Origin of the sequence: Mycoplasmopsis hyopharyngis (assembly GCF_045276885.1) — a bacterium.
GTDB classification, from domain to species: domain Bacteria; phylum Bacillota_I; class Bacilli_A; order Mycoplasmatales; family Metamycoplasmataceae; genus Mycoplasmopsis; species Mycoplasmopsis hyopharyngis.
The window spans coordinates 826,207-849,556 of the sequence record NZ_CP174164.1; the positions used below are offsets into that span (position 1 = coordinate 826,207).

Annotated in this window: 11 protein-coding genes and 1 pseudogene; 5 read left to right on the forward strand and 7 right to left on the reverse strand. The window is 28.4% G+C overall.

Annotated elements, in window-relative coordinates:
- Positions 1-32: 32 nt before the first annotated feature.
- The 4 genes from ACJA25_RS03515 to ACJA25_RS03530 form a co-directional block, all read right to left on the reverse strand.
- Positions 33-911: an HAD hydrolase family protein gene (locus ACJA25_RS03515; protein WP_406615416.1), complete on the reverse strand. Its 879-nt coding sequence runs from the start codon at positions 909-911 to the stop codon at positions 33-35.
- A gap of 88 nt (positions 912-999) precedes the next feature.
- Complete coding sequence (locus tag ACJA25_RS03520; protein WP_406615419.1) at positions 1,000-1,311, reverse strand: thioredoxin family protein; 312 nt, start codon at positions 1,309-1,311, stop codon at positions 1,000-1,002.
- A 107-nt stretch (positions 1,312-1,418) separates the two neighbouring features.
- On the reverse strand, positions 1,419-2,828 hold the full coding sequence (locus tag ACJA25_RS03525) for a lipoprotein 17-related variable surface protein (protein ID WP_406615421.1): 1,410 nt from the start codon (positions 2,826-2,828) through the stop codon (positions 1,419-1,421).
- Positions 2,829-2,994: 166 nt separating this feature from the next.
- Entirely contained in the window at positions 2,995-5,256 is a 2,262-nt protein-coding gene (locus tag ACJA25_RS03530) for a lipoprotein 17-related variable surface protein (RefSeq protein WP_406615423.1), read from the reverse strand.
- Between the two features lie 525 nt (positions 5,257-5,781).
- On the opposite strand from ACJA25_RS03530, the gene ACJA25_RS03535 reads away from it, so the two are divergent.
- The 4 genes and pseudogenes from ACJA25_RS03535 (at position 5,782) to ACJA25_RS03550 (ending at position 17,597) form a co-directional block, all read left to right on the forward strand.
- Positions 5,782-9,390, forward strand: coding sequence for a DNA-directed RNA polymerase subunit beta (locus ACJA25_RS03535; RefSeq protein ID WP_406615425.1), 3,609 nt, complete (start codon positions 5,782-5,784; stop codon positions 9,388-9,390).
- Positions 9,380-13,859, forward strand: a pseudogene (locus ACJA25_RS03540) (DNA-directed RNA polymerase subunit beta'). Before ACJA25_RS03535 ends, ACJA25_RS03540 begins: the two are co-directional and overlap by 11 nt.
- Positions 13,860-14,144: 285 nt before the next feature.
- Positions 14,145-15,173 (forward strand): hypothetical protein, encoded by a 1,029-nt coding sequence (locus ACJA25_RS03545; RefSeq protein WP_406615427.1) that lies wholly within the window; start codon positions 14,145-14,147, stop codon positions 15,171-15,173.
- 201 nt (positions 15,174-15,374) lie between these two features.
- Complete coding sequence (locus ACJA25_RS03550; RefSeq protein WP_406615429.1) at positions 15,375-17,597, forward strand: hypothetical protein; 2,223 nt, start codon at positions 15,375-15,377, stop codon at positions 17,595-17,597.
- An 87-nt stretch (positions 17,598-17,684) separates the two neighbouring features.
- Here ACJA25_RS03550 and ACJA25_RS03555 read toward each other — a convergent pair whose 3' ends face one another.
- Genes ACJA25_RS03555 through ACJA25_RS03565 form a run of 3 tightly spaced genes read right to left on the reverse strand, consistent with a single transcriptional unit; the run spans position 17,685 to position 21,446 of the window.
- Positions 17,685-18,776, reverse strand: a complete 1,092-nt coding sequence (locus ACJA25_RS03555) for an ABC transporter ATP-binding protein (RefSeq protein ID WP_406615431.1) — start codon at positions 18,774-18,776, stop codon at positions 17,685-17,687.
- Between the two features lie 2 nt (positions 18,777-18,778).
- Entirely contained in the window at positions 18,779-20,575 is a 1,797-nt protein-coding gene (locus tag ACJA25_RS03560; protein WP_406615433.1) for an ABC transporter permease, read from the reverse strand.
- Positions 20,576-20,600: 25 nt separating this feature from the next.
- Positions 20,601-21,446 carry an HAD-IIB family hydrolase gene (locus tag ACJA25_RS03565; RefSeq protein ID WP_406615435.1) on the reverse strand — a complete coding sequence of 282 codons (846 nt, stop codon included), beginning with the start codon at positions 21,444-21,446 and terminating at the stop codon, positions 20,601-20,603.
- Positions 21,447-21,560: 114 nt separating this feature from the next.
- Between ACJA25_RS03565 and tig the strand changes: the two genes are divergently transcribed.
- The gene (gene tig / locus ACJA25_RS03570) at positions 21,561-23,006 is read left to right on the forward strand and encodes a trigger factor (protein WP_406615437.1); all 1,446 of its coding nucleotides are present in this window, start codon (positions 21,561-21,563) and stop codon (positions 23,004-23,006) included.
- The last annotated feature ends 344 nt before the right edge of the window (positions 23,007-23,350 follow it).

A 23,350-nucleotide genomic window follows, 5' to 3' on the forward strand; every position in this document is an offset into this window, starting at 1 on the left:
AAAGCACAAACTCAATTGTGCTTTTTTGTTAATTAAAGAGTACTTTTGATTTTTTTCAAATCTTTTTTATCTTGTTTGAATTCTTTTTTAAAAGGAATATTTAAACTTCATTGAATGATTTTAGCAATACCTGCTTTAGAAAACTTTGGTCCTACAAAATCAGCATTGTTTTTTAATTCTTTTGAAGAATTACCCATTGCTATTAGTTTGCCAACATAGCCTTTAGTAGATAAATCAGACATTGAATCGCCAATGTGGATTGTATTTCTTAAATTGATACCTTTAAATTTGCAATATGTAGAAGCAGCTAAACCTTTATCTGCTTTGATGTTTGTAATTTCTAAAACAAAATTATTAGAAGCTAAATTTAAATTTAGTTTATCATCAAAAAACAATTTCATTTTTTTTAATAAAGATTTTGCTGTAAATAACTTAGAAATAACAAAAGAAATTTTTCACACCTCTTCATTTTCTTCATAATCATTATGGTGTTTGATTTCAAAGAATTTCTTTTTAGCAAATCTTCTTGCTAATGCCAAAAAGAAAGGATTAGATGAATAAAAACTATCACCTTGATTGTGAAAACTAACAAAACTGATTTTTGCTGCAGAAGCAAAAATTCTAATTTGTCTAATTGTTTTTTCATCAATAGAATACTTTTTAACTAATGTTCCATCAATATAAATTTCTGCACCTGAAGAAGCAATTACATCTTTAATGTTTAATAATTTAATAATTGCTTGCACTTTGGGGTCAGTGTAATTTCTACCTGTTGAAATAACTACATTAGCATATTGTTGTAAAAATCTAATTGTTTCTATATTTTTATAACTAATGATTTGACTATTTCTTTTATCTAAAAGTGTTCCATCTAAATCTAAAAAATACGTTAGTCTTTCTTTGGTTTCCATATTAACTTAATTATATAAAAAGAAAACTTTACAACAATAAAAAAACAACCTAGCTAATTTAATTTAACTAGTGTTGTTTAATATTTAACTATAAATATTTAGAAACTTTCTTTTTTAACTCTGGATATGTTAGGTAACCCATAGCTTTTTCAACTATTTTTCCATCTTTAAAAATAAATCAAGTTGGAATTGACTTAACTTTGAATTCACTTGCTAATTCTTGTTCTTCGTCAATGTTTACCCTTAATACTTCAATACCTTCTTTTTCATTTAATTCAGTTAATGATTCTTTGAACATTCTACATGGACCACATCATAAAGCATGAAACACTAAAAGATATACACCTTTTTTGTTTTCGATATTTTCAAAAACATACTTTTTATTTACATCTTGTAACATTATTTTTTATCCTTTCACATATAAGACATATTGTTATGATTATAGCAAAAAGTTAATTTTTTATTAAAAAAAGACCAAAAAATGGCCTTTTTTCTTTTTTGGAGTGATTATTCTTCTAATTTACAGGTGTATTTGTCGCCATCATTTGGTTTTCCAGTGATTGAAAAATTAATAACAACTTTGCCTTCTTCTAATTCAAAATATAAAGCGGTCTGTGAACTTTTTTTGGTGTATGCTTTGATTTTTTGAACAAAGTTATCTGGTGCTTTATCATTAATTTTTAGGAATTTTTGTACAGGAGCTGCTTCAGCATCTGCTCTTTTTCCCGCAAATTTAATTCCTTCTTTTGAAATTATTATATAACCTCATTTTTTCTTTTTATCAGATAGTTTACTCTTTATTGTTTGTAATGCTTCATTATATGAATCATCATTTTTGTCTAAAACAAATAAATTATTAGCTTTTGCCAATCCTTCAAGTGAATTTTCTTCACCAGGTTGAGCTTCTTGGTACGCTTTTAAACCTTTTATTGTTTTAGTTACATAATATGTAATATCGGAAATAGCTTTGTCTTTAAATTTGAACACTAAAGGCATTTCACCTTTTTTAGCTAATTCTAATGATTCTTGATATTTTGGTTTACCTTCTTTTTTCTCATAACCAATAAAGAAACCGGTGTATTCTAAGTTTTTGTTTTCAATTTCAAATTCAGGAACTTCAATTTCTTTTTCTGTAATTGTTCAACAAGATTTATCTTTACTTACTTTTGGTTCAATTGAATTAGCGATTTTTTCTTTTATTTCATCTGTAAATGCTTTTTGTAAAACAACTTTAATTTCTTCTTTTTTATCTTCACCAGTAGAGGTTTTATATTCAATAGAAGCAAAAATTGTATTTGAATCGTCATCAAAAGTAATGTTTGTTTTAACAGTTAATTTTATGTTAGCAGAAGTTAAATATGCTTGGTCAAATTTGTTGTTTGTACCTTTAATAATTAAGTGAACAAATGTTTTGTTTTCTACTTCATTTCATTTATTACCTTGTTTAACTTTGGTTTTTCCTTTTGCTACAGTTTCATAGTAAGAACCTTCTGAAACGTTAAGTGAAACTTTCTTTAAAAGATTTGCTAATTTTTCATCATCATTTTCACCTACAATAGGTTCATCAGCAGGATTTGAATTTTTCTTAAATCCTTCTAATACTTTTTGAATTGTAAAAGTCTTCCCTTTTACTTCAACTACTACTTTAACAATGATTTTACCCTCAGCATCATTTGTGGTAATTGAGTATTCTTTTACTTTTCCATTTTCAATATTAACTTTTGGTTTTAATGTTTCTTTTGTGATAGCACTTGGTAATTGTGCTAATTTGTCAATGGTTTTTGTAAATAATATTTCAGTTTGATTTTCAACTTGTTGTTGTGTAAGACCTGCACAACTAGCTGAAAGTGCTGATACAGCTGTTAAAGATATTACTACTCCACCTAATGGTAGAATAATTCTCCCTTTTTTCTTCATGTTCGTTTTTTGTTATCCTTTTTTAAATGAATTTATACAAAGTAAATTATATTTTTATATATTTAGGAGCGTTTTGTGAAAACATTTTTACATATTTTTTCACAAAAAAAACAAAGACACATTTATAATGCCTTTGCTTTTAAATTTGTACAATTTTTAGAAAAAATTAAGCGTTACAAATTTCAAATTTGAATTGTGCCTCATCAATTGGGTTGTTATTAATGTCTAAACATCTTCAACCAAAATAATATTTATTATTTTCTTTCACAATTGTGAAACCATATGTTTTTGAATTATATGTACCTTCGTAATTCCCTAAAGTTTTTTTGTTAGAGTGTGTAAGAGTAAAACTTTTACATTCTGGTAAAATTTCTACTCCTTTAAATAATGGGCCGTTTTTCTTTCCTTTTAATAATTTTCCACCAACAGCAGCAATAATTTTATTCCCGCTTCCGCTTAAAAAATCTTCAATTTCTTTTTTAAGTTCTTCTTGAGTTCCTGTAACTTTTAATAATTTGCCAGTTCTAGATGCGTTTCACAATTCTTCAGATTTAATATTTGCTGGTGCTACAGCAGAATCTTTTTTGAAACCTTCAAATTCTTTTGTAATTTCTTTAAAAGTTGAATCACTTTTTAGTGTAACAATAGCAGTAACTGTTAATTTTCCTTCTGGGTCATTTGCTTTTAAATCTTTAAGATTGATTGTTACTAATGCTTCTTCATCTTCAGAAAGGCCTGTAAACTGAACGCTTTCCCCCTGAACAGCAGAAGCTAATGATTTTTTAAGTTCTTCATGATCTTTAAGATTGATAATAACTTTATTTGCTAATGAGTCAACATTAGTGGTTGTATTTTGAAATCCTTTTACTTCATATATGTGTTTTACAGTATCTGAACCTTTTGTAAGAGTAACTTCAATAGAAATTGAACCAATAATGTCATTAGCAGAGCCTTCTACTATTTTCTTTGTAGCAGTAATTCCATTTTCAAATGTATAATCTTGAGCGCCATCTTTTTTAACAAGTTTAAATTTATTTACGTCTGTTACACTTGATGCTAAAACACCAGCTATATCTCCAACAAATTTAACTTCAAATTTAGTAAATTCATCAGTTAATGCATTTGCTTTAAATCCAGTAATATCTGCTTTATAAACATTAGAAGTTAAATTACTTGCCTTACATACATAAGAAACAACTAGTTTTCCTTCACTCAATTTAGGCTCTACTTTTTTAATTTCAATTTCATATTTAGGATTCTGAGGTAATTCAACTCCTTCTTGAGTTGCGTCTTTTAACTCAACTTCTGAAACATTTTTATATTTAATTTGATTTTTAATCGATTCTGCATAAGCATTAAGTTTTTCTTTTGTAACTATTTCATTAATCTTTATTGGATTAATAGTTGTAGTTTTTAAATCTCTAACATCAGTTACAACACCTGTTTGTTTGTTTTTATTGTAAAAACCTAAAACAAATGAAAATTGTAATTCACCATCTTTTTTATTTAATTTAAGATCATAGAATCTTGTACCAAAAGCAAAATCTGCGTGAGTAAATAATTTAACTCTTGTGTTATCTGTGTGAACTTTGTCAAAGATAGCCTTTTCTTTAAAATCTCAGAATAAAGGTGCTTCCAATGATAATACTTGAATAGCATCTAATGCTTTTTGATCATTAATAAAAGTTCAGTCTGTCTTTGCTGTTTCTCTTTGATTAATAATTGCGTTAAAGTTACTCTTATGACATTCTAAAGTTATTCTTGTTTTCTTAGTAAATTTGTCTTTAGAAACTTCAAAAATTATTGATCTTTTTCCTTTGTTGTAATCATCTTCTTTTGCTTTTTCATTTTCAAAAATTAAGTTAGACACTTTGTATTCATTTGATAAAGCTCCACCATCTTTATCAGTGATAGTTACCTTGCTTAATTCGATTTCATCAGCATCAAGTTTTGTTAAATCTTCAGCATATTTATACTTTAGAGTTGCAACAAAATCATAAAATGCTTTTTCATTTGGATCTGTAATTTCTTTAGGTTTAAATCCATTTAAAGTAAATGTTCTAGTTTTTGAATAAACTATCTTGCTTTCTTTGTGTTGGATTCCAATTTCTACTTTTAAAATTGTTTCATCAATTGGATCTACATTTTTACTTTTTATCACTATTTCATAGATAGATTTGTCATATTTATCAATAGTAATATCTGCATCTTTAACATCAGCAGCTTGTTTATTTTTGTCAGCTACAGACAATTCAACTTTGTAAAATGCTGTACCCATTTCTTTTTTAATTTTTTGTTCGTCAATTACTGGAACCACGGGTTTGGGTGCTGGTTTTGGTACACATGTTGCACTAGCAAAAACCAATGCTGTTGGTGCTAATACAAAGGGGATTGACAAAATTGACAATCATTTCTTATTCTTCTTCATTTTTCCTTCCTTATACCTTACTTTGATATTCGCCAATATCAGTGAATTAATTATAAAACTTTGCTTGCATAACTATGTTATCACGGGCTTTTGTTTCCATATGTAATGTGTGTCAATTTAGTAGCTTAAAAGTGAAAAAATGAGGTGTTCTTTTGCTTTTTTTTAACCCAAAAGTTGAAACAAAAATTACTTAAAAAATTTAGAATATTTTTTGTGTTTTTAAAATTTTTTACAGCAAAAAATTAACCGGTATTCATGCGAAAATTAAAAAAATCATTTTTCTGGTCAAAAAGAGCAAAAATTGTGCTTTTTTCAGAAAAATAATTTTATTTATTTTTTTAATTTTGTGCTATAAATAGCGCACCAAAAAAGAAATGTTTTTGGTACAATTTATAATGCTTTATTAAAATTAGTATTAATTCAAAATTAATATTAATGCTTTTTTAGTTAAGTTTTAAAGCAATGCTTTTAGCAATATTTTACATTATTTTTGAAAAAATACAAATCTAAAGAAAGGACAAGGGAATGGCATATATTAACAAATACCCATACAGAATTAGTAAATATGGTCCTATAACAGAACGAAGAGATTATTCTGTTACCAAGAATACTTTACCAGTTTCTGATTTTTTGGAAACCCCAAAAAATTCTTTTAAGTGATTCATCAAAGAAGGTATTGAAGAAGTTCTAAAAGAACATTTTCCAATTATTTCAACCAACAAAAAAGTTTCGTTAAACTATAAACCTCACTCTTTTGTATTGGAATATGACAAGAATGAGTTTGACCAAATTAAATTAGCAAGATCTAAGGGAACAAACTACTCTGCGAAATTAAAAGCAGATTTTTATACCGAAGTTATTGAAACAGGAGAACAAAAATCAGATACTGTTTTACTTGGTGAAATTCCTTTAATTACTTCTGGCGCAAGTTTCATTATCAACGGTAGTGAAAAAGTTATTGTTTCACAATTAATTCGTTCACCTGGCGCATATTTTGGAACCAATGTTCGTAATAAACAATCAGATGACTTATTTAACAAGGTTGAAATCTTACCTCGTTTAGGTTCATGAGTAGAAATCTACCATAAAGTTACTACTCAAAATGTTGACAAGGTAAAAATCAAAATTGACAAAAACAAAAACGTTAACTTAATGACTTTTTTAGGTGCATTAGGTTTTAACGCAGACGATGCTAGAAAATTATTTGGTAATTCAGAAGTTTTAATCAAAACTATTGGAAGTGAAAAGAAAACTGAAAACTTTAAAAATAGCAAAGCTGAATTCATTAAATACTGTCAAGAAGATTTATTTAGAACCTTACGTCGTGGTGATCGTTTAACTGACGAAGCGGTTTCAAACTTAATTTCAGGAATGCTATTCCACAAGAAAAGATACGATCTATCATTAACTGGTAGACATATGCTTAACAACAAACTTAATTTAGTTGATCGTATTTCAGGAACTTATTTAGCAGAAGATCTTAAAAACAAAGAACAAACCTTTTTTGAAAAAGGTAAGTTTATTGACCATGTTACTGCTTTAGAAATTCAAAGACTATTCAATGAAGGAATTCTTTCTCCTGATACTATCGATGGAATTGATATCAATGTTGTGTACGGAAAACTTTTAGAAGATGAAACCAACAAAGAACTTAAAAAACGTAACAAAATCATCAAAATAAAAGTTTATCCAAACAGAAAATGAATGGAATCTGATAAAGAACCAGTTTTAGTTATTGGTAATGATCCAAAAGCTAAAGAACTTCACTTAGTTATTTCAGATATTATCGCAACTATTAACTACTACTTTAACTTGTTAGATGGTATTGGTCAAGATGATGATCCTGATTCATTAGTAAACAAACGTATCGTTTCTGTTGGAGAATTAATTCAAAACCAATTTGTTTTAGGTGTTAATAAATTAGAAAAAACTACTCGTGAAAGAATGGGTTCTAAAGAACCAGAAAAAATTACACCTAAAAATGTTATCAACAACAAAATGATTTCAAACCAAATGAAAACATTCTTTAACTCTTCAAAATTGTCACAATTTATGGATCAAATTAATCCACTTGCTGAAATTTCAAATGAAAGAAGAATTACTTCTTTAGGGCCTGGTGGTTTAAATAGAGATACCGCACAATTTGAAGTTCGGGATGTTCATGCTACTCACTATGGAAGAATTTGTCCTATTGAAACTCCTGAAGGTCAAAACATTGGTTTGATTTTAAACTTTGCTACTTACACCAAAGTTAATAAATATGGTTTATTGCAAACTCCATATTACAAAGTTAACAAAGGAGTAGTTGATTACGAAGATGTTCGTTATTTAACTGCTGCTGAAGAAATTGGATTTAATATTGCTCAATCAACTGCTAGAGTTGATAAAAATAACAAAATTATTGATGAAAAATTAACTGTTAGACAAAATTACAACTATGTTGTTGCTTTTTCAAAAGATGTAGATTATATTGAAGTTGCTTCTAAACAAATGACTTCTATTGCTGCTGGTGCTATTCCTTTCTTAGAAAATGATGATGCTAACCGGGCACTTATGGGTGCTAACATGCAACGTCAAGCTGTTCCTTTAATTACTACTGAAGCACCTTTTGTTGCTACTGGAATTGAAGCAGATATTGCTAAATATTCATCAGCAAATATTAGTGCTGAAACCGCTGGTGTGGTTGAATATGTAGATGGTCAAAAGATCAAAATTAGAAAAGAAAATGATGTAGTAACTACATACAAATTAAGAATTTTCCAACGTTCAAACCAAGGTACAGTTATTTCACAAAAGCCTATTGTTAAAGTAGGTCAAAGAGTTGAAAAAGGTGACTTACTTGTTGATGGTCCTTCATTTAAAGATGGAGAATTAGCATTAGGTAAAAATGTTTTAGTTGCCTTTACTACTTACCACGGATACAACTATGAGGATGCTGTTATCTTAAACGAAAGATTAGTTAAAGACGATGTGTTTACCTCAATTCACATTGAAGAACAAATTATTCAATTTAGAACTTCAAGAGCTGGAGATGACAAACTAACTGCTGATATTCCTAACGTTTCTAAATATGCAATTCGTAATTTAGATGAACACGGAATTGTAAGAATTGGTTCAGAAGTTGTTCCTGGTGATGTTTTGGTAGGTCGTACTTCACCAAAAGGTGATGAAAACCCTTCACAAGAAGAAAAATTACTTTCAGCAATCTTACAACAAAGACCAATGAATGCTAAAGATACTTCATTAAAAGTTAAAAACGGTCATAATGGAACTGTTATTAACATTGAAATCTTAAGCAGAGAAAATGGTGATGTTCTAGAAGATGACATTGACAAAATTGTTAAAGTTTTCATTGCTCAAAAAAGAAAAATCAAAGTTGGGGATAAAATGTCAGGAAGACACGGAAACAAAGGTGTTGTTTCAATCGTATTGCCTGAAGAAGATATGCCATACTTAGAAGATGGAACACCAGTTGATGTTATGTTAAACCCACAAGGGGTTCCTTCTCGGATGAACATTGGTCAAATTCTTGAATTACATTTAGGAATGGCTGCTAAAAAATTAAATTGTAAATACGTTACTCCTGTATTTGACGGGGTTAAAAAAGAAGAAATTGCTGATGCTTTACAAGAAGCAGGTATCGATCCTTCTGGAAAACAATATCTAATTGATCCTATTACCGGTAGAAAATTTGATAAACCGGTTTCAATTGGGGTTATGTACATGCTAAAACTTAACCATATGGTTGATGATAAAATGCATGCTCGTTCTGTTGGTCCTTACTCATTAATTACTCAACAACCATTAGGTGGTAAATCACAAAATGGTGGACAAAGATTTGGGGAAATGGAAACTTGAGCATTGGAATCTTATGGTGCTACAAACGTTTTACAAGAAATTCTAACTTACAAATCTGACGATATTGAAGGAAGAAACAAACTTTATTCTGCATTAGCTTCTGGTAAAGAATTACCAAAACCTGGTATTCCTGAATCATTTAACGTTTTAAGTTATGAACTTAAAGGTTTAGGTATGAAATTAATTACCGAAGAAGTTGAAGAAGAAAACGTTCAAAAAGAAGAAGATGAACAATACTTTGATAATGTAAAAGATGGAGGTATGGATGAAGAATAATGAAGAAAAAAACAATAAAATTATTAACAAAATAACTTTATTGCTAGCCACACAAAAAGATGTGCGTGAATGATCTTCTGGTGAAGTTACTAAACCTGAAACCATTAACTATAAAAGCTATAAACCTGAAAAAGAAGGTTTATTTGATGAATTAATCTTTGGGCCTACAACTGATTACAAATGTCCAGTTTGTGGTACAAAATATAAAAGAAGTGACGAAAACATTAAATGTGTAAAAACATATGCTTGTGCACAAAATGATGCAGTCATTTTACCAAAGATTGCTCGTCGTAGTAGAATGGGACACATTCATTTAAAACATCCTGTTGTTCATTTCTGATTCTTTAAAATAGATCACTCTATTATTTCTAAATTATTAGGACTTAAAGTTGCAAATTCAAACAAAACTGTTACTAAGGCAGATTTAGAAAAATTAATTTACTACAAAAGTCACATCGTTTTAGAAAATGGTGGTTTAAAATCACTTGCTAAAAACTCAATTATTGATATTTCTGAAGCTGGGGTTATTTACCAAGATGCTTTAATCGAATTAAGAAATCGTTTTGATTCAAGCACTGAAGAATATGAAGTTATTTCTGAAGCTTTAACCGAATTGCAAGAATATGCAACTTCTAAAATGGGTAAAGATTATGGAATTGACTTTTATGAATACAATGAAATTATTCACGAATATTCAGATGCTAAAATTTCAACCGGTTCTGAAGCTATTGAATACTTATTAAAACACATTGACTTAGAACAAGAAGCAAAATTAGTTCAAGAAGAAATTGATTCAGTTAACAGAACAGTTAAAAATGCTGAAGAAAATTTATCTGCTTCTAAAACACAAGAAAGAACTAAGCTATACAAACGTTTAGCAGTTATTAATGCTTTTATTAAATCAAAACAATCACCAACCGATATGTTGATTTATGACTTGCCAGTTATTCCCGCTGACTTACGTCCATTAGTACAACTAGATGGTGGAAGACACTCAACTAGTGATATTAACGAACTTTACCGTCGTATTATCATTAGAAACAACCGTGCAAGTAAATGAGATGAGAACGATGCTCCGATGTTAATTAAACAAAACGAGTTTCGTATGATTCAAGAAGCAGTTGATTCATTAATTGATAATGCTAGAAAAAAACCTAATCCAGTTACTTCAAAAGACTCGCGTTTATTAAAATCAATTTCTGACGCATTAACCGGTAAAAAAGGTAGATTCCGTCAAAACCTTTTAGGAAAACGTGTTGATTATTCAGGTCGTTCAGTTATTGTTGTTGGACCAAAACTTAAAATGCACCAAGTTGGTGTTCCTAGAGAAATGGCTGCTAAATTATTCGAACCATGAATTATTAAAGCCCTAGTTGAAGCACCTAACAATAATATTAATTCAATTAAAGCTGGTAAAAAAGCAATTGAAAATCTTGACCCATTAATTTGACCTTATGTAGAAGAAGCAATCAAAACTAGACCAGTATTATTAAACCGTGCTCCTACATTACACCGTTTATCAATTCAAGCTTTTGAACCTGTATTAATTAGAGGTAAAGCTATTAAATTACACCCATTAGTATGTACCGCGTTTAACGCTGACTTCGATGGGGACCAAATGGCTATCCACGTTCCTATTAGTGATGAAGCAGTTAGAGAAGCAAGAGAATTAATGTTAGCTTCTAAAAACATTTTAGGGCCTAAAGATGGTGACCCTATTATTAACCCTTCACAAGATATGATCCTTGGTATTTACTACTTAACCATGGAAAAAAATGCAGAGCAAGGTGCTAAGGGTGAAGGAAGATATTTTGCTTCATATGATGAAATGTTAAGAGCATATGAAGAAAACATCATTACTTTACATACTAGAGTTGTTTTACCTATTAGCGCAGTTAATAAAACTAATTTAACCGCATTAATTAGTCCTGAACACAAGTACATTATTTCTACTCCTGGTAAATTTATCTTGAATAATGTCTTTCCAAATACCTTTGACTTTATTTTTGGTAAATATGTAGAAAAAACTATCAAAACTGATAATGAAGGTAATATTGAAAAAGTTGTGGAAAAAGAAATTATCCACACTTCAGGCGATAAAAAACAAGCAGAAAACTACTTGTTACCAATGGGGGGTAGATTTCCCTAAACATATTGCTAATATGCCTTTAAATTTAGCACTTACTAAAAAAGACGTTGCTAAAATTATTCGTGAAGTTTATGACAAATACGTAGCAGTAATCACCAAAGAAGATATTGCTAAAATTATTTACCACATGGATCATACCAATTACACCAAGCAAGAAGAAGCTTGTGCTAAATTGTTAGATTACGCTGGTAATAAAATTACTTATTCACACAAAATCATCTTAAACAAAATCTTAACTGAAGAATTCGAAAAAATCTTAGCTAAGATAATGAAAGAAAAGAATGCTACTGAAAAAGATGTTGATTGATTTATTGAAGATTATGCAGAATTATTAGAAAATGTTTGATTTAGATATACTCACATCGTAGCAAACATTCTTGACCAAATTAAAGATTTAGGTTATGAATTTTCAACTAGATCAGGTACTACTATTTCTATTTATGATATTAATGTGGATTCAACCGAAACCAAAGAAAAAATTAAAACTGGTGATCAATATATTGAACAATTAAAGAAATACTTTGACAAAGGTTGATTAACCGATGATGAAAGATATACTTTAACCATTAATAAATGGTCATCTATTAAAGATAGTATTGAATCATCTTTAAAAACTACTACCAAAACTAACTTAGATAACCCATTATTTATGATGTTCACCTCTGGTGCGCGTGGTAATTCATCTAACTTCGTTCAGTTAGCTGGTATGCGTGGTTTGATGAACAACAACACCAAAACTTTAAAAGCCGATGCTTCTAACGATCGTGTTGTTCGTTCCACTGTTGAAATTCCTGTTAAGTCTTCATTCCTTGACGGACTTACTGCTTACGAATTTTATTCATCAACTCACGGGGCTCGTAAAGGTCTTACCGATACTGCTTTAAACACTGCAAAATCTGGTTATTTAACTCGTCGTTTAGTTGACGTTGCTCAAGGGATTGTAGTTAGAGAAGAAGATTGTGGAACTGACTTTGGATTTAAAGTTAAAGATATTACTGATACTAAAACTAATTCAGTAATTGAAACTTTAAGAGAAAGAATTGAAGGACGTTTTGCTAATAAAGATATTTATATTAAAAATAAATTAATAGTAAAAGCTGATGAACTTATTACTTCTGAAATTGCTAACAAAATTACTGAAAGCAATATCAAAGAAGTTGAAATTCGTTCTGTTTTATCTTGTCATACTAGAAATGGTGTATGTAAGAAATGTTACGGAAAAGATTTAGCATCAAACAGAGTAGTTAACATTGGTGAAGCAGTTGGTATTGTGGCTGCCCAATCAATTGGTGAACCTGGTACTCAGCTTACCATGCGTACCTTCCATACCGGAGGGGTTGCTGGTGTTGAAGATATTACTGGTGGTTTTGGTCGTTTAATCGAGTTAATCGATGCCTACGATGCACCTTGAGGTAAACCTGCTATTATTTCTGAACATTACGGAAAAGTAAAATCAATTTCTTCAATTATTTCTCCTAGCGCTGCTCATTCAGAACATACAAGAGTTACTATTGAGTACATGGATGACAACAATCAACCTAAAAACAAAGAATATGTATTTAAGGCTGATCGTCGTGCTAGAGTTAAAGAAGGTGACAAAGTTGTTCCTGGACAAAAAATTGTTAATGGACCAATTATCCTTAATGAATTATTAAAAGTAGCTGATGCTAGAGCAGTTCAAAACTACTTATTAAAAGAAATTCAAAGACTTTACCGTTTACAAGGTATTACTATTTCTGATAAATATATTGAAATTATTATTCGTCAATTATTATCAAAAATATTAATTACTGACCCTGGTGATTCTAAATTCTTCTCTGGTTCATTAATTGATATCTTAACCTATCAAAATGAATCAGCTAAATTGCTTGCTCAAGGACTTCGTCCTCCTTACGGAGAAATCAAAGTTAAAGGAGCAAAACAAATTCCTTTACTTTCAAGCTCATTCTTAGCTGCTGCTTCATACCAAGAAACTCCTAAAATTTTAGTTAATTCTTCTATCTCAGGTAGAACCGATTACCTTGAAGGATTAAAAGAAAACATTATTTTAGGACACAAGATTCCTGCTGGTACAAACACCGATTACGAAGCAAAAGGTAAATACGATATTCGTGATCCTAAAAATTACTTCTTTGGTAAAGCTTCTAAAAAATCATTAGAAAACAACGAAGAAAACTTCCCTGTTTCTGGTGATGACATTTACGGATATGAAATATCAGATAACTTTGCTTTAGATGAAGAAGATACAATGCAATACCATTTAAACAACTCATATGATGATTCATATGAAGATGAAAATATGGAAAACGAAGATTATTAATTTCTAAAAAACCAAAAACTTATATTCAAACCCTTTTTTCGCTCAAAAAAGGGTTTTTTATTTATTTTGGAAAATTTAGGTCAAAAAAATATTTAATTTTTCCTTGTTTTGTCAAAATGACCTTATTTTTTTAATGAATTCACCTATAAAATAGCGTTTTTGGTCAAAATCAAAAAAAATATTTTTCTTTAATTTTTATTTTTGTTTTGTTGTTATTATGCTTTTCGTTAGTATGAATAATATTAATAAAATATAGAAAAAACACAAAGGAGAAATCGATATTTGATGATAAAAAAATCTAAATTATTTATGGGATTAGGACTTGTAGCAGCTACTATTGCTATTGCTCCTATGTCAGCTAAAAATTGTGTAAAAAACAACACTCAACAAAACACAGAACTTTCAGCAAGTCTTAAAGATGTGATCGCTAAAGCCGAAGCACAATTGAAAAATGTAAACGAAAAAGATAATTTTAAAGATATTAGTACTAAATTAACTGAAACTATTTCTAAACTAAAAGAAATGGAATCTAAAGTGGCTTCAGGTAAAACTTTATCAAAAGAAGAAATTGATTCAATTAAAAAAGCAACTACTGATGCTAAACAACAAATAGAAGAAAATACAAAAACAATTGAAAATAAGAAAGAAGAAAATATTACTTCTGATAAACAAAAAGATTTACCACAAGGTGATCAATCTACAGACAAAAAAGAAAAAGAAGATTCTAAAAAAGAAGATGTAGAAAAAAATTCTTCAAACGAAAATAAAAAAGAAGAAGAAAATAAAGATTTACCACAAGGTGATCAACCACGTAAAGAACAAGAAGATGGAAAAGAAAATTCATCTGAAGTAAACAAGGAACCTTCTAATAATCCGAAAAACGGTGAAGAAAATATTGATCAAGGAAACACTACAGAAAAAGAAGAACCTAAAAAAGAAAATGAAACTTCTGTCATTGATAATGAACAACCAAAAGAAAAACAACCAGAAGTAAATTCTAATGATGGAAAATCTAGTTCAGTCTCAGAACAAAAAGAACCCAATGCAACAAATGATGAAAATTCAAACGATTCAACAATTTCTAATAGTGAAAAAAATGAACCAAATAAAGAAGAAAAAATAGAAACACCAAAAACAACTAACGAGAAAAATCAATCGGAATTAAAAGATAAAACCTCTACTGAAAAAGATCAAAATACTAATCCTGAAAACAGTTCTCCAACAAGCACTGAAAGCACAACACATAATAATGAAAATGGTGAAACTTCAAGTAATGAAGATACTTTAGATGCAAAAGAAAAATTAGAAAAATAAAATAAAAAAATTAAAAAAGAAATAACAAATAAGTAAATTTTGCATATTTGTTTTCTTTCCTATTTCCCTATAAAATAGTTAATTAAGAAAAAAAGACCCCTAATTTTTTGGGTGGTCTTTTTTTAAACATTTTGTTATTATTATGTGGTTAATAATTAATTAACATATACATTTATTTTTATAGGGAGAAAAGTATATTAAATGTCAAAAAAAACTAAATTATTTGTTGGTTTAGGTTTAGTGGCTACAACCGCTGCTATGGTACCATTATCAGCAAAAAATTGTGTTCCAAGTGGTACTTCTGCTCTTTCAGCAACATTGAAAGACATTATTGCTAAATGTGAACAAGAGTTAAAAACAATCCAAGGCAAAGAAGATTTTAAAACAATTGCTAGTGATTTAAGTAAGACAATTACTGAATTAAAGCAATTGGAAACTAAAGTTAATTCAGGAAATAAATTATCAAAAGAAGAAAATGACAATATTTCTCAAAAATCTGAACAAGCTAAAAAGAGTTTAGAAGCTAAGGTTCAAGAAATTAAAAAGATCCAAGAAAACATCCAAAAGATGTTGGAACCATTAAAAGCAAAAGTTAAAGAAATTGCTGAATTTGTTAAAACTGTTTCTGATCCTAAATATGCAGAATTAGTAAAGAAAATTAACACAACAATTCAAAAAGTTGAACAATCTTATGAAAAAGCAAGTTCTAAAACTCTTGCTAAAGCATTAAGTGATTTAGAAAGACAATTTTCTAAATTTAAACAAGAAAAACAAGAAATTGATTTTCCTGTAATTAAAGAATTGTTAACTCTAGTTAAAGAAATAAAAACTTGATTAGAAGACTATGCAAGTGAAGAAATTGACAAAATTTTATCTACAGACCTAACTGCTGCTGAAGAAGAATTGAAAAAAGAAATTAGAGAAGTAGAAAAAATAACTTCATATAAAGACGCATTAACAAAGAAATTTGCAGAAGCTAAAGATAAACAAAAAGAAATAGAACTTGGCGCTGCAGTTAAAAGTGTTGAAGAATTAATTAAAAAAGCACAAGAAAATATAAAAGAAATTAAAGAAGATTCAGAAGAAGTAATTAAACAAATTAAAGCAAAATTTGAAGCTTTAATTAAAAAAACACAAGAAGAATTAGAAAAACACAAAACTAATTTAGAAGAAATTAACAAGCTTAAAGAAAGTTCTGAAAAAGAATTAAATACTTTAGAAGAAGAACTTCAAAAAGCATTAGAAAAAATTGAAGTTGATAAACTTAAAAAACAATTTGCTGAAGTTGAAAACAAAGTAAAAGAATTAGTACAAAAACTTTCTGATCCTAAATATGAAAACATTAAAAAAGAATTAGAAAAGAAATTCGAAGCTGCTAAAAAAGAAGTTGAAAAAGCCGGTGCTATTAAAGAAGATATCCAATCAGCATTAGAAGAATCTAAAGAAGCATTAGAAGAAGCGCTTATTGCTAAAGCACAATTAGATTCTGAAGAATTTAAATCTTTAATGGCTACTATTGAAAATTCTAAAAAAATAATTGAAGAATTAGAAAAAGTAACTGGTGACATAAAAGAAACAAGTAAAGAAGAGCTTGAAAAACTTTTTGAAGTTAAAGAATTAATTTCTGGCGATTCATTTTCTGAAGAACAAAAGAAAAAAATTAAAGAACAAGAAAAACAAATTAAAGACAAAACAGTTGCTATTTTTAAAGAAGAAATTAAAGAAAAATTCAACAAAATAATTGAAGCATATGAACCAAGAAAAGCTGACATCAAAAAAGAAGAAGATAAAACTAAATTTGATGAAGCGATTAAAAAAGCTAAAGATGAAGCAAAAAAATTGTTGGATGTAATTGAAACAATTGAATTTGAAAAAGTAAGTGAAGAAATAGCTAAATACAAAACAATCATCACCACTTTAAAAGAAACTATTAAACCTTTCATTGGTACTGAAGATGATGAATTTGATCCTAATGATGAAGAAGATGGCGAATACGAAGAAGATGAAGAAATAGGTGATGAAGAAGAAATCCCTGGGGAAGAAGAGGAAGAACCCGCTGACCCTGAACAACCTGGTGGTGGTAATGAAACTGAACCAGGTGAAGACGAAGATGAAGGTGAACCTGGACAAGGTGGTGAAGAACAACCTGAACAACCTAACCCTGGAGCACCTAATACTCCTAACCAACCTGGTAGTGAAGGTGGAGAAGAAACCGAACCCGGGGAAGAAGATCCTGAAGAACCAGGAAACAATAATGGTGGGAACTCAAATCCTGGTGAAGAGGAAGAAGAACCTAATGAACCCGGCGGTAATGGAACTGAACCTAACGAAGGTGAAGATGAAGGTGAAACTGGAAATGAAACAGAAGAACCTACACCTGGTGCTGAAGATGGTGAAACTGAAACCGAACCTAGTCAACCTTAATAATTATGAAAAACATTCAAGAAAATTGCCTTGAATGTTTTTTGTTTTCCGCTTATTTATAGTATAAAAAAGCAAATTAGACCATTACTAATTTGCTTTCGGAACATTGAAATACATTTCATTTAAACTCATTCTGTTTTCTTTAAAAAGAATAAATTTAATGTTTTCGGTAAAACAATTTTGAAATAATTTTTGTTGTGTTTCGTAGTCTAAAACACAGTAAATATATCCATCTTTTATTTCATAATTAATATCTAGTTTTTTAACAATATCTATAAAAAGTTCATTATTATCAGTGTTGATAATATAGTTAAACTTACCAATTTTTATTTTATCTTTGGTTAATCCAGTATCAATTAATTTACCATCTTGTAAGACTGTATAACTATCAATGTATCTTTCTAACTCTAAAAGTATATGTGAAGAAATGAAGATGGTTTTACCTTGTTCATTTAATTCCTTGATTGCTTCAAAGAAGTTTAATCTGGCGGTTGGATCTAAATTAGCTGCTGGTTCATCCATAATTAAAATATCAGGATCATTTAATAAGGCTTGCATTAACAATACAGTTTTCTTTTGTCCTGAAGACATATAAACAGCAGACTTGTTCATTTCTTTTGAATCAAAATGATAATGCTTTAGTAATTCATCGACTCTTTTGATAGCAACATTTTTTTTGATATTTGACATTAAAGCAAAATGAATCAAGTATTCTCTAACAGTTAATTTTCTAGGGAAGATTGCTACTTCAGGAATATAACCAATGGTGTTTTTTGCTTTTTTACTTTCAGCATTAAAACCATTTAAATAAATATTACCAATGTGGTTAGGATAAAATCCTAATATCGATCTAATGGTGGTAGTTTTACCAGCACCATTGTCTCCTATAAAACCATGAAATTGTCCTTTTTTAACTTCAAAAGAAACATCATCAACAGCAATTTTGTATTGACCTAAAGTGTTTTTGAAAATCATACTTAGGTTTTGAATAGAAATAGCAACATCATCAGCAGGTTTTATATTATTGGTATTAGCATTTGATTTACGAGTTGCTATATCTTTTTTCATTGTTTTGTAGGTTTTAAACTTTTGAGCTATTTTTTTAAAAAATGTTCATTTACTTTTTGCTTTTTTAGTTTGTTGTTGCTCGTTTGAAACATTAATATCTTTTTTCTTCATAACTATTTGTAATTCTTTCTTTTGACAATTTCTAAACCTATAGCAAATAAAGTAATTGATAGTACTATATGAAAAATAACTGAAAATGTTGGAGTAACTAGCATATATCTATTAAAAACAACAAAATTAGATTTAAATTGTTTTGTTTCTTTATCATAATAAGATAAAGGAATAAACTTAATAAAACTCATTTTGTAAGTGTTTATTAAATCTGAATTGCTTTCTTCTTTTAAAAATGCTTCGATTTGTGATTTTTTGAACTTAACTTTTTGTTCAGAAATTTCTCTTGAAATTAACAAGAAAATTGAAGCTTTAAACAATCCATCTTTAATCTTTTCTTTTTTAGTGTTGTAAGCAATCTTGTCCGAGTTGCTAGCATTTTCATCTAATGGAGGTAAAATAGCATCAATTACATTAGCAGATATGCTGGCTAATCTTGGATCACTAGATAAAAGTAAAAGAATTTTTTGAAACTTAAGTTTATCAATTTCGTAGTCTTTGAATTTGTTTTCTGGATTTTTAAAAAAGTCTTTTAAAACATATTCATCAGAACTTCAATAATTTCAAATTTCATCAATGTACAAATTATTGAAGTTTTTAAAAGCAGAAAATAATTTGTTAATGTTTAATGAACTAGCACCACTAAAAATTAAACTTTGAATTTCTTCAATGTCTATTCCTTTTTTAGTACGGAAATATTCATTGATGGTGTTTTGGTCATAGCATAGAGCAACATAGTTAATCTTTTTAGTTTGATCGTCTTCAATTCTAAAAAATACTCTTGAATCAAGATCTAACGCTTTGACGTTTGGATCATTATTGTTTTTTAAAAATTCACCTTTTTTATCAAAAACTTCAATTGGGCTTACTTTAACAAAGTTAGAGCTTTTAATCAAATCTAAGTTGTAAGCAGAAAATAAAGGTAAAAAGTATTCTTCAACATTTAATCAAAAGATTTTTCTATACAAACTATTTTGTGCTTTTGCAGCGGTTTGTAAAAAGTCAAGTTTTGGTTTTTTAGGATTAGCATTCGAATCTAAAAAAGTATAAATTTCTTTATCAATTTGATTATGAACTAAAACGTTGTTTCCTTCTTCAACACTATCTTTGATCCTGTTTATTTCTTGATTTTGTGGTTGTGGTTTCTTATTAATTAATAAGGACATTTTTTTATAACCCTCATTGATTACTGAAACATTATCAACTTGACCAGGTGATTTGATAAAACTTAAAACTAAAACAATGATAAAAGGAATAATACCAGCAATTACTAAATAAACTTTCATTTCTACAAATGATTGAATAACTGAACCAACTGCTAGAATCAAAATACTTGAAAAAAGCATAGCTAGTAAAAATGAACCTGTTTTTTTAGCAATCAATTCAGCATTGATTATTGATGTTGGATAACATAATAAAGAAATAAAAAAACCCAATGTTATGATAAACATTGAAAATAAAATACAAATAATAGCAGCTAAAATATTAGCGATATAAATGTTTGTTCTTGATAAGGGTTTTGAATAAAGTAAGATTTCTACCCCTTCGTTTTTATATTTGTAATAAATTGTTTGAGCAACAAAAGTAGAAATCATAAATGAAATAAATAAGGAAAGATTAATAATTCCGTTGTGGAAAACTGATGAGGTTAATATTCCTATAACATTATCTTGATCCTTAACTGTCATTTTGGTTGCTAGGACTATAATAATATAAAAAAGTCCCATTATTAAAGGGAAAAGATATGAAGATAATTGTCTAAAATGAATTCTTAATTGCATGCGGAAATAAGAAAACATAATTCCTCCTTAGACAATGATTTCATTATTCATTTATTAAAAATTCTTTGAATAAGAAGTCAAATGTTTTTGCTAAACCACCATTTTTATGACCATATGGACTTACTATGTCAGCAATTTCTTTTAGTTTGTTTGATGAATTGCCCATCGCAACTAATGTTCCAACTTTTTTAGAAGCTCAAGCATCATTTAAACCATCACCAATGTGTACGCATTCTTTTGGATCGATGGTCATAAAGTTAGCATAGAATAAATCAGCATCACCTTTTGAACAATTTGCTGCTGTAACTTCTAGCAGTTCATCTTTTTCGCCAGAAATAGTAACTAAAATTTTATCTTTGTATTTTTCTTGTAAAAAGTCCATTGCTTTATATAAATGTCTTCTACTTGGATGTCATAAAATAATTTTGAATTGGTCAAAATCATTCTTGTAATCAGAATACTTTTGACATTTTTTTCTCGCCGCTCTAACAACTAATCTAAATAATAAATTGCAAGAATAAGCGTTTCCATTTACGTTAGAGTTGTATAAAAGATTTAATTTAAATTTGGTCATATCATTGAATAATTCTTGTGTAATCGAACTATCAATAGCTTGAGAAAAAATTTCGGTTCCATTATGAACAATTTTGGTTCCATTTCATAAGATTCCATCAGTAATGTTCATAACTTCCATTAATTTTCAAGTATTAGAATATGCTCCTCTACCTGAAGAAACAACAACATTAATGTTATTTTTTTGTAGTTTTTTAATAGCATCTATGTTTTCTTGACTAATTCAAGACTTCCTGCCTTTGATTTTAATATCTAAAGCAGTGCCATCTAAATCAATAAATACGATTTTTGGTTTAGTAGTAATTTTATTATTCATAATGTATATTATATTTAGTTAAAAATATTTTTATATATAATATTTATTAAATTGTTAAATTTATTTTATTATGACTAATAAAAAAGACACTTTTTAATTGTGTTAAGGAGAAAAATGACTGTTAAATTTGATAAAACAAAGGCTGAAATTTTAGTTTCTACCGAAGTTGAAAGTAAAGAATATCAAAAACTAATTGAAAAATTTACTGAAAAAGAAATGACTAAAATCATTGTGCCTGGTTTTAGACCTGGAAAAGCACCAAGAGAAAAATTAATTAAATATTTAAACTTTGAAAAAGTAAATGAACAAGCTAATCGTGAAATATTTAATAAATATTCAAATCCAGCATTTGAAGAAGCTAAAAAAGAAAATGAATATGTTCAACCTATCATTATTGATGCTTCATTAAATAAAAAAGATGAAGGTTCAGATAAGTTATTACTTACTTTTACTTTCCCAGTATTTACTTATGCAGAAAATGTTAAATTAGGCAAAACCGAAATCAAAATGCCAGAAGTTAAAGTAAGTTCAAAAGAAGTAGAAGCAAGATTAGACACCAAACTTAAAGAATATGCTCTTTTAGTTCCTTTAAAAGAAAAAGAATTAACTCAATTACAAGATATTGTTAATATTGACTTTAAAGGTTTTGTTAATGATGAAGCATTTGAAGGTGGAGAAGCAGAAGGGTACGATTTAGAATTAGGTTCTAATTCGTTCATTCCTGGGTTTGAAGATCAATTAGTAGGAAAAAAAGTAGGTTGAAAAGGTGATATCAAAGTTAAGTTTCCTAAAAATTATTTCTCAAACCATTTAAAAGATAAAGAAGCTGTTTTTGAAATTACTATTAATTCTGCTAAAAGAAGAGAACTTTCAGTTAATGAAGAAGTAATTGGTTCAATATTAAAAGGTGCTACTACAGTAGAACAATTGAAAGAATATTTCAAAATTGAACTAGAAAAAGAAAAATTAATTGATTCACTTAATACTACTGTAAATCAATATATTGAAGAAGTAATTGCTAAAAATAAATTTGTAATTCACGCTGAACAAATCAAAAACATTATTGAATTCAACGAAAAAGAATTAGAAAAGAAATTGAAAGAACAAGGCGTTAAAAAATCAGAATACTTAGAATTATTAGGTAAAACTGAAAAAGAGTTACAAGAAGAATTAATTCAAACTTCTGAAAAAACTTTCTCAACTGAATTAGTAACATATGCTTTAAGAGAAAAACACAAAATTGAAATTTCTGATGAGAAAATTGAAGCAAAATATGTAGAAATTTCTAAGGAATGAAATATTGAAATTGAGCAATTAAAAACATTCTTACCAAAAGAACGTATTTCTAATGATTTATATTATGAAGCATTTACAGAAGCTATAGTTAAAGGTTTTGATAAAGAAGGCTTTGAAAAATACAAGAAAAGTATTGAAGCAAACAACACTAAATTACATAATTTATTAGAAAAATTAAACAAAAAAGAAGAAAAAGAAAGAACAGAAAAAGTTGAAAAAACCACCAAAAAATCAACTAAGGCAGAAGCTAACAAAACTAAATAAAATCAAGCAAAAAAACTCATAAACATCTATAAACCCGGACAAAAAAATTGGACTCGTAATTGAAAAATTGCGAGTCTTTTTTGTCCTAGTTTATTTTTCGCCATCAGTTTTTGATGAATTTTGCACAAAATGGAAGTATTGAATCAATTACTTCTCTCGCATTTCAAAATTAATTGCCAAAATTGATAACATTTTATAAACCTACTACATAGTAGTAAGTCTTCAATCGCAAGTTCAAGGCAATACAATTAAATTGTGAGAGCACTTGAACCTTTTTAAATTAAAAAAGCTCCCCCCCATTGCGGCGAGGAACCTTCATATGAGTTATATAACTCAAAAATATA